Below are 14,242 nucleotides of genomic sequence, written 5' to 3'. Positions count from 1 at the left end.
AAATTAAACTAAACCGGCAGCATGTTTCAGCGCCTCGTTAATAGTTGCCGGAGCCAGATTTAATTTGAAGGAATTGTATTCATAGCCCTTTGCACCAGCCATTGCCATTTGTGCTGCCTGTTTAAAGTTTTCTTCGCTTATGGGTTTACCTATAAGCCATTTTTCGGCATCAAATAACCGCCATGGTTTGTGTGCTACACCACCCATTGCCAGTCGGGCTTTTTTTATCACACCATTGTCGATATCCAGAGCAGCGGCTACTGAAACCAATGCAAAAGCATAAGATTGCCTGTCGCGCACTTTTAAGTAATAGCTGTTTTTAGCGAAATTATTATCAGGAATCTCCACTCCAATAATTAACTCATCTTTTGCCAAATGGTTATCTATTTCGGGATGATCTTCTGGCAGGCGATGAAACTCTGTAAATGGAATCCGTCTTTCACCTTTTCGGCCCGCAATTATCACTACGGCATCAAGTGCAGCCAGACCAACACACATATCGCTTGGGTTTACAGCAATGCATTGATTGCTGGTACCAAATATGGCGTGCATCCGGTTGAAGCCTTCCATTGCACCGCAACCTGTGCCAGGTTCACGTTTGTTGCAAGGCATAGTAGTGTCGTAAAAATATGTACAACGGGTGCGCTGCATCATATTGCCCCCAACTGTTGCCATATTGCGTAATTGCGGCGATGCCCCGGCTTTGAGCGCCATGCTGAGCAATGGGAATTTTTGAAGCACCAGTTCATTTTCAGACACGACACTATTTAATGCCAATGAACCAATATGTAATCCTGTGTGGGTAGGAGTTATGTTTTTTAATGGGAGATGATTAATATCCACCAGCTTATCAGGTGCTGTAACACCACGTTTCATCAGGTCAACCAGATTGGTGCCTCCTGCTATGATCTTTGCACCGGGTTTGCTAATGGCATCCAAAGCCATCTGTTGGGTGGAAGGGCGGGTGTATTGAAACTGTTTCATACGGTTTGCCCTCCATCTTTTACTTCCTGAATAGCATTTACAATATTAGGATAGGCCCCGCAGCGGCAGATGTTACCGCTCATATATTCCCTTATCTCTCCTTCTGAGTTTGCGTGTCCTTCGCGTATACAAGCTACGGCAGACATGATTTGCCCTGGTGTGCAATAGCCACACTGAAATCCGTCATGTTTTAAAAAAGCTTCCTGCATTGGGTGTAATTGATCGCCTTTTGCCAATCCTTCAATAGTGGTGATCTTCTTATCATTCACCATAACACCGAGTGTAAGGCAAGAATTAACACGATGCCCATCCACGTGAACGGTACATGCGCCACACTGACCATGGTCACATCCTTTTTTGGTTCCGGTTAAATCCAGTTGCTCACGTAACAGATCCAGCAGTGTAACACGGGGCTCAACCATCAGGCTATGTTTAACGCCGTTTACCTCAACGTGTAACAACATTTTTTCAAAAACTCCGGCAAGTTTTTCGTCCCATTGGCCTTCTGCCGCTTTTACAGCCACTCCCGGTGTGAGTGCAATTGCAGTTAGTAAAGTGGATTTTTTTAGGAATTCACGGCGGGATTCACCTGAAAGTACTTCGTTATCAGGCGATTTGCATGGTTTCTTATCTGACATAGATATTGATTTTGAGATGCAAATATTAAGGTACGACTTTTATTATAAGTTACAAAAAGTAAAGCCCAGCTTCAGAAGTACGAAACCTTACTCCTGAGGCTGGGCTTGATAAACAAACATCCTGCTAATGTCTTCTACTGTGGTTTTCTTTTATAGTTTATTCTTGTTTCTATCCCAGGATTTTTTGAATTACGCCAGCTTCCAATCAGGTCTTTCAAAGTGGCAGGTATATCCGTATGGGTTCTTTTGCAAATAGTCCTGGTGTTCTTCTTCTGCGTTCCAAAAATCACCTACAGGCACAACCTCAGTTACTATTTTGCCAGGCCATTTGCCAGAGGCATCCAACTCTGCAATTAAAGCTTTTGCAGTTTCGCGTTGTTCTTCATTCTCAAAGAAAATGGCAGAACGATAAGAGGCTCCAATGTCATTCCCCTGCCTGTTCCTTGTTGTTGGATCATGAATCTGGAAGAAATATTCAAGCAATTTACGGTAAGACAGAACCGCGGGGTCAAATACAATTTCTATGCCTTCAGCATGTGTTCCGTGGTTGCGGTAAGTTGCGTTTTTGACATCGCCGCCTGTGTATCCAACAACCGTCGAAATAACACCCGGGTAATGTCTGATCAATTCTTCAACTCCCCAAAAGCAGCCACCTGCCAGAATAGCTTTTTCAGTATCCATATATAGTTTTTTATTATTGATTAAAGGTAGGACACAAATGAGTAAATGACAAGGGTGAGCCAGAGATATTACTTGCTAATGAATAAACAAAGGATGTTAATACTCAATTATTGATTAATCGCCAAAGAGGTACCCACTGTAAGCTAAACCTTTAGCCACGCTCTGAAAGTTATCGCCCGAATTAAGGTTAACATGAGGGAACTTGTTTTTAAAGAGTTTTTGAATACTGCCCACCATAGAAGTACCGCCGGTTAAGAAAAGGCTATCGATATTTTTAGGGTCGATGCCATTTTGCAGCATAAACTGATCCAGGTAGTTTGCAATACGGTTCACATCTTTTGCGATGATCTGTTCATACACTGGCAAGGGTATTTCCTCCTCAATTTCGATATCCATATTGTGATAGCTAAACTGGGTAGTATCAGTATTGGAAAGTGTGATTTTTGTTTTTTCGATAGATTGAAATACCGAATAGCCCAGATTGTTTTCAATGAGGGTAATCAGATTTTTAAACAGACGGTCGTTGCCAGAGAAGTAGTAGTAATCTTCTATATCTTTTTTAATACGCAGACCATTAAAGAAATTCATTTGTTCCCAGGAGCAAATGTTTGCAAAAAGCGATTTGGGTACAGTTAATACCTTGCCCGGGGTAGCTTCGTATTGCGTGTGCTTACCGAAATATGGTGTGCCTTTCTCCCACATAAAAGCAGAGTCGAAACTATCGCCACCTATGTAGATACCACCACTGGCCATCATATCATTCTTTCGGTCTTTGCTGCCAACTTTTTCTGGATCGAGCACCAAATAGGTAAAATCTGTGGTACCTCCGCCGAGGTCGGCTACCAATACATTTTCCTTTTTTTCGAGACTTTTTTCATAGGCAAATGCTGCTCCGATAGGTTCAAATTGAAAACGGACTTCTTCAAAGCCTGCTATTTCTGCTGCCTTGCTTAGTCGTGTTTGTGCCAGCGTATCTTTTTTAACATCATCATCGTCAAAAAAAACAGGCCGGCCAATTACCGCCTTCCGGCAATCCAGCCCTGTTAACTCATCCGCGCGTTCTTTCAATTCCTTTAAAATGAGCGCTACCAAATCGGCAGCATTATATTTCCTGTTGTGGATACGGGTTTCTGTGAAGCTGGTTTTTGATAAAATTTGTTTAACAGACTTGATAAAACGGCCTTTCATGCCATCCTGAAGGTAGGCTTTGATTGCTTCTTCGCCTACCACATAATTTTTATCATTTGCTGCATTATATTGATAATAAAAATAAATGAGCGAAGGAATAATAATGGTGCTATGTATTTCTTTCGACTCTTCATCGTAAATAGCAAGGGCCGAGTTGGTAGTTCCAAAATCAATTCCGTATAAAAACTTCTTCATATCAATGGGGATAAAACAGTAGAAATTTGAAGGGCGGCGAAAATATTAAAAAATAGCTTAGTAACGAAATGGATATTTAATTTTGAGGGGGATGTTTAAGTGAACAGCACTTTTTTTGACAATAGGTTTTCACTCTAAAAGCAAAAGCCCCGCAGATTTGCGGAGCTTTTGCTTTTCATATTTATTTTAGGGTTGGATGTTGATTTGGCTATTAGTTAAATGTTTGCCGGAACTCCAACGGAGAAATATTAGTTTTCTTTTTAAACAGTTTGTTGAATGATTGCGGATACTCGAAACCTAATTGATAGGCAATTTCAGCAACCGACAGATTGGTTACAGAGAGGTATTCTTTCGCTTTTTCGATCAATTTTTCCTGAATGTGTTGCTGGGCACTTTGTCCGGTAAGAGAACGTAACAGATCGCTTAAATAATGCGGAGACAGGTTGAGTTGATTTGCCAGGTATTCAACAGTGGGAAGCCCGTTTTTCAAGGTTTCTTCATGGTCAAAATATTCATTTAATAATTGCTCCATCCTGGTTAATACATCATGGTTGACTGCCTTTCGGGTAATAAACTGCCTTTCATAAAACCGGTTACTGTAATTTAGTAGCAGATCAATCTGGGAAAGAATAATATCCTGCGTGTGCCGGTCTATATGCTGATATTCTTCATCAATTTTTTGAAATATCTCTGTAATGTTTTTCTCTTCTTTTTCTGAAAGGTGCAGCGCTTCGTTAACTGCGTAAGAAAAAAACCATAATTTTTGATAGTTGCAGCAAGCGGATGTTTGTATAGAAAATCTGGATGGAACAATAATGCATACCCGGATGCCGGAGCTAGTATATCAGTCGGAGAAGCATCGAGGGACATGATTTGCTTTGGTGCAACAAAAGTCATTACACCTTTATCGTAATCGTAATATTGCTGACCATATTTCGTTTTTCCTGCAATATTCTTTTTCAATGATATGCAGTAAAAATTCAAAGAAAAATGTTCCCATATCGTATTATCTGTAAAACGCATATCCGAAATACGAATTACACTCACCAATGGGTGTAATGGTTCCGGTAAAGATACCAAACGGTGTTTTTCGGATATTGAATTAATGATATGCATTTGATTTTCTTTTTTCAAATTTAAAAAAGACAAAGTCTTTTCGGTTAGCTGTTCTTTTAAATTATACTAAAATCTGCTTTCTGATCTCTTTTCTGAATTCTTCGTTACCTATTTCCAAACGGCGTGCATACAATGCTTTTGCATCTTCGCCGGCAACATAGCGTATCTGGTCTTTACCATCTGTTGCAGCCTCGTAAACTACTTCAGCAATTTGTTCGGCAGTTGAGGCAGACTGCATCATTCCATCTATAGCAGCGAATAGTTTATTCTCTATTTCCTGATATGAGGTATGAGAGCTCTTGTCAAGCGATCTGCCTATAAAATCTGTGGCAATTCCGCCCGGCGCAATGGTTTTGATCCCGATATTGTGTAAGCCTAATTCAAATGACATGCCTTCTGACCAGCCTTCTATTGCGAATTTTGCTGCGTGATAAATAGAGTGTAAGGGAAATGTGAAAAGTCCGCCTATGGAAGTTGTGCTGATAAATAAACCACTTTTCTTTTCTCTGAAATGTGGGATGAATGCCTGCGCAACGCGCAATACCCCTAAAAGATTGGTATTGATCTGTTTTAAAATTTGTTCGTCACTAAGCGCTTCCATTGCTCCCATCAATCCATAGCCTGCATTGTTAAACACCACATCAATGGAGTGTAAGGAAATAGCTTTAGCTACGGCGGTTTTAATTTGTTCCAAATTGGTCACATCAAGAGGCAAAAGACTAACGTTTTTCAATTGAGTGAGTTCTGTTTCCTTTTCCGGGTTACGCATTGTAGCAATTACATTCCAGCCTTTTTGTTGAAATAATTTAGCGGTTGCCTTTCCAAGGCCTGCCGATGCTCCTGTAATAAAAATTGTTTTTTGCATTTTTGGTTTTTTAAAATCTCCAATGCAAAAGTCCGGTAAGTAAAAATGTTCCGTGTTGCCAAATCGGGCTTAGTTGTTTCCAAATAGTATGAATTGGTGTTAGCAACACGTTTTGCGGATAAGCAAGCTTTATGCTTTTCAAAAATGGTTCGGATTATGCCCCGTCGGATGCAAAGATCCGCTCGTTAAATCCACAATGATCCCAAAGCGAATAAAAGTGCTATCGTCATGATCAGAGCGCCCAGTTTCAGAAAAGCCCAGGCGCTAACTGTTTGACCTTCTCGCCGTAAGGCAACCAGCCATAAAATAGTGGCAAGAGAACCCGTGATAGACAAGTTTGGTCCAAGGTCTACGCCTATTAATACGGCACTTTTAATAAGTTCAGGAACATGACCCTGCACTACATTCCCAGCTATAAGGCCTACTGGTAAGTTGTTCATGAGATTACAGGTAAAAGCGATGATTATACCACTTCCCCAGGCTGTGGCATTAACAGAATGAGCTGCATTTTGGTGAAGCAGGTTTGTTAAGGTTTGAATAAGCCCGGTGGTGTTAAGCGCCTCCACTATAACAAACAAACCTGCAACTAAGGGTAAAACTGCCCACGAAACACCTTTGATAACAATCAATGGATTTTTTTTCGCCCGGATAATTACAATTGCGGAAGTTAAGATACCAGTGATGGCTGTGGGTAAGCCAAGCTGAATATTAAATGCCGAAGCAATCAGTAAAATAACTGCAGTTACAGCAATACCAATCATAGCTGTTTTGCCGCCTTGCGAAAGCATTGGAATAGGAATGTTTGACGCTATTTTTTCTTTTAATGCGGTACGTTGTGTAAACCGCAGCGCAAAATAGGTTATAGCTATGGCGAAAAATGAGGGTAAAATATATTGCTGCAACCAGTGGAATAAAGGCGGCATATGACTGCCATATATTAAGAGGTTAGCCGGGTTGGATATTGGTAAAACAAAGGAAGCAGCGTTGGCGATAAAAGCACAGATCAGTAAATAAGGAAGAGGCTTTTCTACCTTAGCAGCCTTAATCGCTGCGGCAACAGCTGGCGTTAAAACTACAGCGGTGGCATCGTTAGATAAGAATGTGGTTACAACCACCCCCACCAGGTAAATAAGCAGAAAAAGACGATCGGCGGATCCTTTAGCCATTCTGGTGGCATGCGCCGCCAACCAGTCAAACAACTTTTCTTCACGGGCAGTTTCAGCAAGCAGCATCATGCCAGTTAAAAACAGGTAAACGTCTGTTCCTTTTGTCACACCTAACCAGCCTTCAGTAAATGAAATCAACCCTGATAGCAGTAAAACTGCTGCGCCCAGAACCGCCCAGATAACTTCGGGTATTTTAAAAGGTTTTATAATAACACCGGCTATTGCTAAAAAGGAGATAATCCAAATGGAAATATGTGGCATAATTAATTAAGATATAAATAGATCAGGATAGTTTACCATTCTCGTTGTAGCCAAGTTGCATGCCAAAAATACCATTTTCTGCTTATGTGCCTATTTTATTGGCATTACTGCAATTTTACTTTTAGCTGATTTACACAATAGAGCAGGCAATTTTAGTTCCAACTGTCCTGAAATTAATCAAACTCATAAAGAGAAAATATTTTTAGAGCTATCTGTTTTTTTTAATGTGATATCACAAGCCGCCTTAAGTGATCTGAAAAATAGCAGCCAAAGTAAAATAGAAACAGTAGCGAAACTGCCCAAAATAAGGAATGTTGAACTGTATCCAAATGCCTGGGCAATCCAGCCACCTATAGCGGGGCTCAACGATGCCCCCAATCCTTGTACAGTCATAACTGCCCCCTGGCCAATGTTCACACGGCCTGTGCCATTTAAAATATGGGCAACTAATCCAGGAACAGCCACGCTTTGTAATCCGGCGCCTATACCATCTAAAATCTGAACAGGGTATAGACCTGTTTGATTGATCATATGGGCGGCAATCAGCCCACGAACAGGAAGGGCTATGAATGAAATGAGGATTACCAACCAGTAACCTCTTTTTTCGGCCACCCGCATGGCGATGAGAGATACCCCCATCATTACCACCTGCGCAATGATGATGGTCATGGCAACAAACATAGTTGGGTTTCCCTGGTTTTTTGTAGCCGCCGCCAAGCCGTACAAAGGCAGCATTGCTCCATTACCTAAATGAAAACAAGCCAGAGCTGCTGCCAGTATGAGCAAAGGCTTACATTGAAGTAATACTTTAAAACCACTTGCTTTATTACTTTCGTCATTATCTTTTAAACCCCTTGCGGCCTTATCATCTATAGCTTTCGCGGGGATCATTAAAACGGATACAATGGAAAGTATGCCAAAAAGTGCAGCTAAGCAGAATACTGCAGGCATCCCGAACTTCATGCCCAGAAAACCTGATAATGCGGCACCCACAACGTTACCTGCGTGATTATAGGCTTGATTATAACCATTTTGATGGTTAAACCCTGCTTGTTTAACTATGCCGAGTGTAATGCCGATTACCGCAGGCCCTATAGCCGATCCGGCTATGGCTGTTGCGATTTGGGAGACGCTAACCAGCCAGAAATTTTGAGATAAGAGAATTATCGCAGATGCCAGGATGGTAAATATTCCGGGGATAACTACATACAAACGTTTACGTTTTGTTTCATCAATAAGCGCACCTGCCGGTGCAGTCATCAGCATTCCAGCGACGCCTCCGATAGTCATCACCGTTCCGATTGGGCCGCTTTTCCAACCATGCGCCAAAAGAAATATTCCCAGGAAAGGGCCAATCCCAGCCTGCATATCCGCCATGAAAAAATTCAGAGACTGAAGCGGACGGATTATTGTCCGGTCTGTTTTTGCTTTGGTTTGATGCCTGTTCACACTGTTTTTAACACCTTCCAGTTGGCTAATGTTTTATTTACAATGAAGAAGTACTGGCGAAATGAAATAAGAAGGTTTTCATTTTACAGGCGTAAATTCAAACAAAAAGCCACTCCATTTAAAAGGAGCAACTTTTTCGGTTCTTTACCGCAATATTATTTCCTGGCTGTAAACTTATGATGTATTTGAGAAAGTGAATAATACGTGTACAAATAACAATTATTAAAAACTTTGTTTACTTTAGTGCTGCAAACCAATTCGTAATCATACTTTAATATAATGGGCCAGAAAATAATTCCTCATTTGCTGTTTTCAATGGCAGCTTGTTGTTTCATTGTACTTAATGCTCGGGCGCAGACTGCACCTACGCTGCATTCATTTTCGCTGCAGCAGGTTGAATTATTACCCGGAGTGTTTAAAGATGCGCAACAAACGGATATGACCTATATGCTGGCTTTGGATCCAGACCGTTTACTGGCTCCTTACCTTACCGAAGCCGGACTAACACCTAAAAAGAAAAGCTACGGTAATTGGGAAAATACAGGTCTGGACGGGCACATCGGCGGCCATTATTTGTCTGCATTATCAAATATGTATGCCTCTACCCACAATGCCGAAATGAACAGGCGCCTGGATTATATGCTGGCGGAGCTAAAACTTTGCCAGGATAAAATAGGAAGCGGTTACCTTGGCGGAATACCTGGAGGGACAGCCATGTGGAAGGACATTGCCGCAGGTAAAATTGAAGCAGACTCGTTTTCTCTGAATAAAAAATGGGTGCCGCTTTATAACCTTCACAAACTTTTGGCTGGTTTAAGGGATGCCTGGCTGATTGCAGGTAAGCCGCAGGCAAAAGATATATTGATAAAACTTACTGACTATATCTACAGTGTTTCGCTTAAACTATCTGATGAACAGATTCAAACGATGTTGATTTCAGAACAGGGCGGGTTAAATGAAGTATTTGCTGATGTATCGGTTATAACCGGTCAGGATAAATACCTCACCCTGGCGCGAAGGTTCTCGCACAGGGCAGTTTTAGATCCATTAATACAGGGTCGCGACCCATTGGATGGGTTACATGCCAATATGCAAATCCCTAAGGCTATAGGCTTTCAGCGGATATCTGAGGTTGGTGGTGATGAGGATTATGGAAAAGCCGCACAGTTTTTTTGGGAAACCGTGGTGAATAACCGTACGGTTGTAATAGGGGGCAACAGCGTAAACGAGCACTTTAACCCGATGCACGATTTCAGTAAAATGATTACCGATATTGCAGGCCCTGAAACTTGTAACTCTTATAATATGCTTAAACTAACCCGCCACCTTTTTGAAAAAGCGGGCGAAGTTAAGTATATGGATTTTTATGAGCGGGTTTTGTATAACCATATTCTTTCAAGCCAGCATCCAACGCATGGTGGTTTTGTTTATTATACCCCAATGCGACCCCGGCATTACCGTGTTTACTCACAGCCACAGGAAGACATGTGGTGCTGTGTTGGATCGGGAATGGAAAATCATAGTAAATATGGCGAACTCATTTACAGCTATCAACAAAATGACCTTTACGTAAACCTGTTTATTGCTTCCCGTTTAAATTGGGCAGCAAAGGGCCTCGTTCTTTCTCAACAAACAAAGTTTCCGGATGAGGAAACCACAAAACTTTTGGTTGAGGCAGTAAAAGCGGGTGCTTTTGATATTAATATCCGTTATCCGCGTTGGGTAAAGCCGGGCAAGCTGCAAATAAAAATAAACGGTGCTGATGTAGCTGTTGATGCGTTGCCGGGCACCTATGTAAAACTTAACCGGGTATGGGAAAAGGGGGATGAAATTGAAGTTCGTTTACCCATGGAAATTTCAACAGAAGCTTTGCCTGACAGTTCGCATTATGTAGCATTTTTGCATGGCCCAATAGTTTTAGCAGCAAAAACAGATACAGCCGATCTGGATAATTTAATTGGCGATGCAGATCAGTTTGGTGGGTATCTTGCCAGAGGGAAAATGTATCCATTATATACTGCACCTGTACTGGCAAGCAACGGTACCGATCTTGGGAAATATCTTAAACCAGTGTACGGAAAGCCTCAAACCTTCATTGCTCCGGGATTAATCAGTCCGGCTAAGTTTAAAGATTTGGAGTTAATTCCTTTTTATAAATTACACGATGCCCGGTATATGATCTATTGGCACCAGGGTTATATAAAACCACAGGAAATTAACAAAATCATCATCCGGTAAATAATGCAAGAGCTTATATTTATTGGGAATGGCGAAACGGATGCTTAATTAGTATCCTGTGTTTTAACAAAATTTCCTGCTATTTTTCACTGTAGAAAATATACTCAGCGGTATACGATACCTTTTGGATTTCTCCCTTCTGATTCTTGCCGGCAACAACAGGTGGTTTTCCACCAATAGTATGCACTCTTTGGATGAAAGCTGTGTGTTGTAAAACCCCGGGGCCTGTAATTGTTTTTGCCTTTAGAAGCAACCAGGGAATCCCAGCCCCATCGGGTGAGTTTACCTGTGCCAGCTTAGCTCCGGTTACTTTGGATCCGTCTGTGCTTTCCCAGGTGGGTGTATTTCCGGCAGAGAAGTAATGTTTTCCAATTAATGAAGTATGTGCACTATCTGCATATAAATTGGCAATAGGTTCTTTTAAAACCCATGTATATTTTGAAGTGTCATTTAAATCTTGTGTATAAACATACACTTGCACTCCTTTTGCATAGGTGTGTATTAATACTTTACAATTTGCTGGAACCGCAATAGCGGAAGGATAGGCTTCCTGGGCAAAACTTGCCAGTTGGAAGGACAATAATATTGATAAAAGATAGATTCGTAGCATGTTCTCTTTTTAACAGGCAAAATAGTTTTTTATTGTTTAAATAACTATAAAATCATTGTGTGGGATTTTTGATGATACAATATTGGGAAATGCTTTGATTGCCCTGCATCCAATAGGCCGTTTGGGCGAATCATCAGAGGTTGCCGAATTGGTACTTTGGTTAAGCTCAGATAAGGCTTTCTTTTGTTACCAGATCATATTATAATGTTGATGGAGTTTATTTGGCCAGGTAATGAGGATAAATAATTAGGGTGTACCAGGTGTACCACGTGTACCTGGTGGCACAGGCACACCTGTTTGATTTTAGGGGATATTTATTTAGAAGAACCTGCAGGTATGGTCAGTTAATCTTCAAATTTAGGGATGAGAGCAAGAGGCAATCGCATTTTCTGTATTTTTGAAATACATATGTTCGCAGAATTTGAAACTTTTATAAAGACGCATACTGCTCTTTGTGATGATGACATTAAATTGATCCGCTCGCGGGCTATTGAAAAAGTTGTACGCAGAAAGGAGCTGTTATTGCAGGAGGGTGAGATTTGCCGGTACAAAATGTTTGTTTCAAAAGGATTGGTACGCACCTTCTGCACCAGGGATGATGGCAGTGAGCATATCCTCCAGTTTTCGCCCCAAAACAGTTGGACAACAGATCCGGAAAGTTTTGATAATTTAACCCCATCACACTGTAACATTGATGCACTTGAAAGAAGCGAGCTGATCTTATGGACGAAAAGCGATTTTGATTACTTATTCGCCAACATCCCGGGCTTAAAAGCTTATTCAGAAAAATTAGTTGCCCGTAATTTGTATTTGGTTAGGAAACGTGTCCTCAGTAATATAAGCGCAACAGCTGAGGAAAAGTACGATGAGTTTATAAAAAATTATCCTGATGTATTTTCACGTGTTTCTTTACATATGGTGGCTTCTTATTTGGGTGTTTCGCTCAAAACCCTTAGTCGTATCAGGCAGGCTCAACTGATTCGATAAATAAAAAATGACGTCAAATGTCCTCGTTTTGCAAAACGACTTTGATCAATTTTGTGTTGTTTAAAAATGATTATTAATTAAAACAACTCAAATATGCGTGTATTTGTAACCGGAGCCACAGGCTTTATCGGCTCTGCCATTGTAAAGGAATTAATTGAAGCAGGCCACAAGGTGTTGGGCCTTGTGCGTTCAGATGAATCAGCTAAAGCACTGGCTGCTACCGGTGCCGAAGTTCACCGTGGTACGCTGGATGATCTGGACAGTCTGCGGAGCGGAGTGGCTGCCACAGACGGTGTAATCCACACCGCCTTTATCCATGATTTTTTTAACTATGCAGCTGCCTGCGCTACTGACAAGCTTGCCATAGAAACTATGGTTGCCGAAATTGGCACATCGGACAAACCCATTATTATTACTTCAGGTGCCCTTTTGCTGACTCCCGGAAGATTGGCCACAGAAGAAGATTTCCCTACGCTCGATGTTTCCATAGTGCCGCGTATAGCTTCAGAAATATTGGCGCGATCATTGGCAGAAAAGGGTATAAAAATATCGGTAGTGCGTTTGGCCCCATCTGTGCATGATAACGGCGACCATGGCTTTGTTCCGCAGCTCATCAGCATTGCCCGTGAAAAAGGTGTTTCTGCTTATATTGGGGAGGGGCTTAACCGCTGGCCCGCAATTCATCGTCTGGATGCTGCTCATCTTTACAGACTGGCGCTTGAAAAAGGCGCAGTCGGAGCTTTCTATCATGGCGTAGCCGATGAGGGTGTACCGTGTCGTGAAATTGCTGAAGTAATAGGTTCACAATTAAATCTACCGGTTGTTTCTATATCTCCTGAAGTGGCTACTGAACATTTTAGCTGGATGGGGCGCTTTTTTGCTATTGATGGGCCAACTTCCAGCAAGCTAACTCAGGAATGGTTAAAATGGCGACCAACACATCCCAGCCTCCTTGCTGATCTGGAAAAGGGTACTTATTTCAAATCTTAAAAAATAGTAAGCGCGACTCCAATAGCAGCCTTGCTATTGGAATCGCGCTTTGAATATCAACTGGTATTCGGAAAATTATTTACTGCTTGCTTTATTTGTTGCATCAATAATTAATTGTGCAACTTCTTTAGGGTGTGACTCGAAAACGGAGTGGCTGGCACCATCAACCTCAACGGTAGTGCTGTTAGCTCTTTTGGCGTACATGCGTTCTAAGTCTGGGTTGATGATCCTGTCTGCGCGGGCTACCATATACCAGCTGGGTTTTACACGCCATGCCGGGTTTTTGATTGCAGTATGGAATACGCCGTCGGCAGTAGGCATTTGTGCATTGGCCATAAATTCAGCTTTTTCTTTGGGCAGATCAGCAGCGAAATCAGCATAAAATTGATTCGGGTCAATATAGTCGAATCCATTTGCAGGCTTTTGCAATGACTTGTAAGCCGGTGGAAAGCGTTTGCCATTATCTGCTTCCGATTCTCCTTTGTCAGGTGCATGCGCAGCAATATAAACCAGCCCAACTACATGGGCATCATTACCGGCTTCGGTAATCAATCCGCCCCCATAGCTATGTCCCACTAAAATACATGGTCCGTTTTGCTGATCGAGGATGCGTTGTATGGCTGCCAAATCATTTTCAAAAGAGGTTAATGGCTGTTGAACGATGGTTACGTGATATCCTTTTTTTGTAAGGATTTCATAAACAGGTTTCCAACCCGAACCGTCTACAAATGCCCCGTGTACCAGCACAATATTTTTAACCGGACTTACCTCCTGCGCATGAACTGTAGTTGAAGGAAGTAGAATATTGAACAATAGCATGGCTGTCATGATTAAGCCGATGATGGTTTTATTTACATTTTTCATAGTGTGTTGA

General features: G+C 41.6%; 12 protein-coding genes and 1 pseudogene. 3 read left to right on the top strand and 10 right to left on the bottom strand.

The features are described from left to right. Positions 1 to 3: 3 nt before the first annotated feature. From JN11_RS22490 to JN11_RS22455, 8 genes and pseudogenes are all read right to left on the bottom strand, one after another. A complete protein-coding gene (locus tag JN11_RS22490; protein WP_144916350.1) occupies positions 4 to 984 on the bottom strand; it encodes an FAD binding domain-containing protein in 981 nt (326 codons plus the stop codon). After that, positions 981 to 1,622 carry a (2Fe-2S)-binding protein gene (locus tag JN11_RS22485; RefSeq protein ID WP_144916348.1) on the bottom strand — a complete coding sequence of 214 codons (642 nt, stop codon included), beginning with the start codon at positions 1,620 to 1,622 and terminating at the stop codon, positions 981 to 983. The genes JN11_RS22490 and JN11_RS22485 overlap by 4 nt, the downstream gene beginning before the upstream one ends. Before the next feature lie 189 nt (positions 1,623 to 1,811). Continuing rightward, positions 1,812 to 2,303, bottom strand: a complete 492-nt coding sequence (gene msrA / locus JN11_RS22480) for a peptide-methionine (S)-S-oxide reductase MsrA (protein WP_144916346.1) — start codon at positions 2,301 to 2,303, stop codon at positions 1,812 to 1,814. A 114-nt stretch (positions 2,304 to 2,417) separates the two neighbouring features. Beyond that, positions 2,418 to 3,686 (bottom strand): Hsp70 family protein, encoded by a 1,269-nt coding sequence (locus JN11_RS22475; protein WP_144916345.1) that lies wholly within the window; start codon positions 3,684 to 3,686, stop codon positions 2,418 to 2,420. Positions 3,687 to 3,897: 211 nt separating this feature from the next. Then, positions 3,898 to 4,802, bottom strand: a pseudogene (locus JN11_RS22470) (helix-turn-helix domain-containing protein). 61 nt (positions 4,803 to 4,863) lie between these two features. Further along, positions 4,864 to 5,667 (bottom strand): SDR family oxidoreductase, encoded by an 804-nt coding sequence (locus tag JN11_RS22465; RefSeq protein WP_144916343.1) that lies wholly within the window; start codon positions 5,665 to 5,667, stop codon positions 4,864 to 4,866. 185 nt (positions 5,668 to 5,852) lie between these two features. Next, positions 5,853 to 7,094 (bottom strand): arsenic transporter, encoded by a 1,242-nt coding sequence (locus tag JN11_RS22460; RefSeq protein ID WP_144916341.1) that lies wholly within the window; start codon positions 7,092 to 7,094, stop codon positions 5,853 to 5,855. 183 nt (positions 7,095 to 7,277) lie between these two features. Then, on the bottom strand, positions 7,278 to 8,543 hold the full coding sequence (locus JN11_RS22455; protein WP_246139079.1) for an MFS transporter: 1,266 nt from the start codon (positions 8,541 to 8,543) through the stop codon (positions 7,278 to 7,280). Between the two features lie 279 nt (positions 8,544 to 8,822). Here JN11_RS22455 and JN11_RS22450 point away from each other — a divergent pair, with 279 nt between their 5' ends. Beyond that, entirely contained in the window at positions 8,823 to 10,781 is a 1,959-nt protein-coding gene (locus JN11_RS22450; RefSeq protein ID WP_144916340.1) for a glycoside hydrolase family 127 protein, read from the top strand. 79 nt (positions 10,782 to 10,860) lie between these two features. Here the strand turns inward: JN11_RS22450 and JN11_RS22445 are convergent, their stop codons facing one another. After that, positions 10,861 to 11,391, bottom strand: a complete 531-nt coding sequence (locus tag JN11_RS22445; protein ID WP_144916338.1) for a DUF3455 domain-containing protein — start codon at positions 11,389 to 11,391, stop codon at positions 10,861 to 10,863. Between the two features lie 408 nt (positions 11,392 to 11,799). Between JN11_RS22445 and JN11_RS22435 the strand changes: the two genes are divergently transcribed. Continuing rightward, complete coding sequence (locus tag JN11_RS22435; protein WP_144916336.1) at positions 11,800 to 12,378, top strand: Crp/Fnr family transcriptional regulator; 579 nt, start codon at positions 11,800 to 11,802, stop codon at positions 12,376 to 12,378. Between the two features lie 93 nt (positions 12,379 to 12,471). After that, entirely contained in the window at positions 12,472 to 13,368 is an 897-nt protein-coding gene (locus JN11_RS22430; protein ID WP_144916335.1) for an SDR family oxidoreductase, read from the top strand. A gap of 75 nt (positions 13,369 to 13,443) precedes the next feature. On the opposite strand, the gene JN11_RS22425 is transcribed toward JN11_RS22430, so the two are convergent. Further along, positions 13,444 to 14,232: an alpha/beta hydrolase gene (locus JN11_RS22425; protein WP_144916333.1), complete on the bottom strand. Its 789-nt coding sequence runs from the start codon at positions 14,230 to 14,232 to the stop codon at positions 13,444 to 13,446. Positions 14,233 to 14,242 lie beyond the last annotated feature (10 nt).

Source organism: Mucilaginibacter frigoritolerans (genome assembly GCF_007830615.1).
Taxonomy (GTDB): domain Bacteria; phylum Bacteroidota; class Bacteroidia; order Sphingobacteriales; family Sphingobacteriaceae; genus Mucilaginibacter; species Mucilaginibacter frigoritolerans.
Note: the sequence above shows the minus strand (reverse complement) of the source record. Positions and strands in the feature narration are given on the sequence as shown.

Bases quoted from the DNA above. Each gene is read 5' to 3' on its own strand.
- JN11_RS22445 (WP_144916338.1), bottom strand. From the start codon at position 11,391: ATGCTACGAATCTATCTTTTATCAATATTATTGTCCTTCCAACTGGCA.
- JN11_RS22430 (WP_144916335.1), top strand. From the start codon at position 12,472: ATGCGTGTATTTGTAACCGGAGCCACAGGCTTTATCGGCTCTGCCATT.
- msrA (WP_144916346.1), bottom strand. From the start codon at position 2,303: ATGGATACTGAAAAAGCTATTCTGGCAGGTGGCTGCTTTTGGGGAGTT.
- JN11_RS22485 (WP_144916348.1), bottom strand. From the start codon at position 1,622: ATGTCAGATAAGAAACCATGCAAATCGCCTGATAACGAAGTACTTTCA.
- JN11_RS22435 (WP_144916336.1), top strand. From the start codon at position 11,800: ATGTTCGCAGAATTTGAAACTTTTATAAAGACGCATACTGCTCTTTGT.
- JN11_RS22460 (WP_144916341.1), bottom strand. From the start codon at position 7,094: ATGCCACATATTTCCATTTGGATTATCTCCTTTTTAGCAATAGCCGGT.
- JN11_RS22490 (WP_144916350.1), bottom strand. From the start codon at position 984: ATGAAACAGTTTCAATACACCCGCCCTTCCACCCAACAGATGGCTTTG.
- JN11_RS22450 (WP_144916340.1), top strand. From the start codon at position 8,823: ATGGGCCAGAAAATAATTCCTCATTTGCTGTTTTCAATGGCAGCTTGT.
- JN11_RS22425 (WP_144916333.1), bottom strand. From the start codon at position 14,232: ATGAAAAATGTAAATAAAACCATCATCGGCTTAATCATGACAGCCATG.
- JN11_RS22475 (WP_144916345.1), bottom strand. From the start codon at position 3,686: ATGAAGAAGTTTTTATACGGAATTGATTTTGGAACTACCAACTCGGCC.
- JN11_RS22465 (WP_144916343.1), bottom strand. From the start codon at position 5,667: ATGCAAAAAACAATTTTTATTACAGGAGCATCGGCAGGCCTTGGAAAG.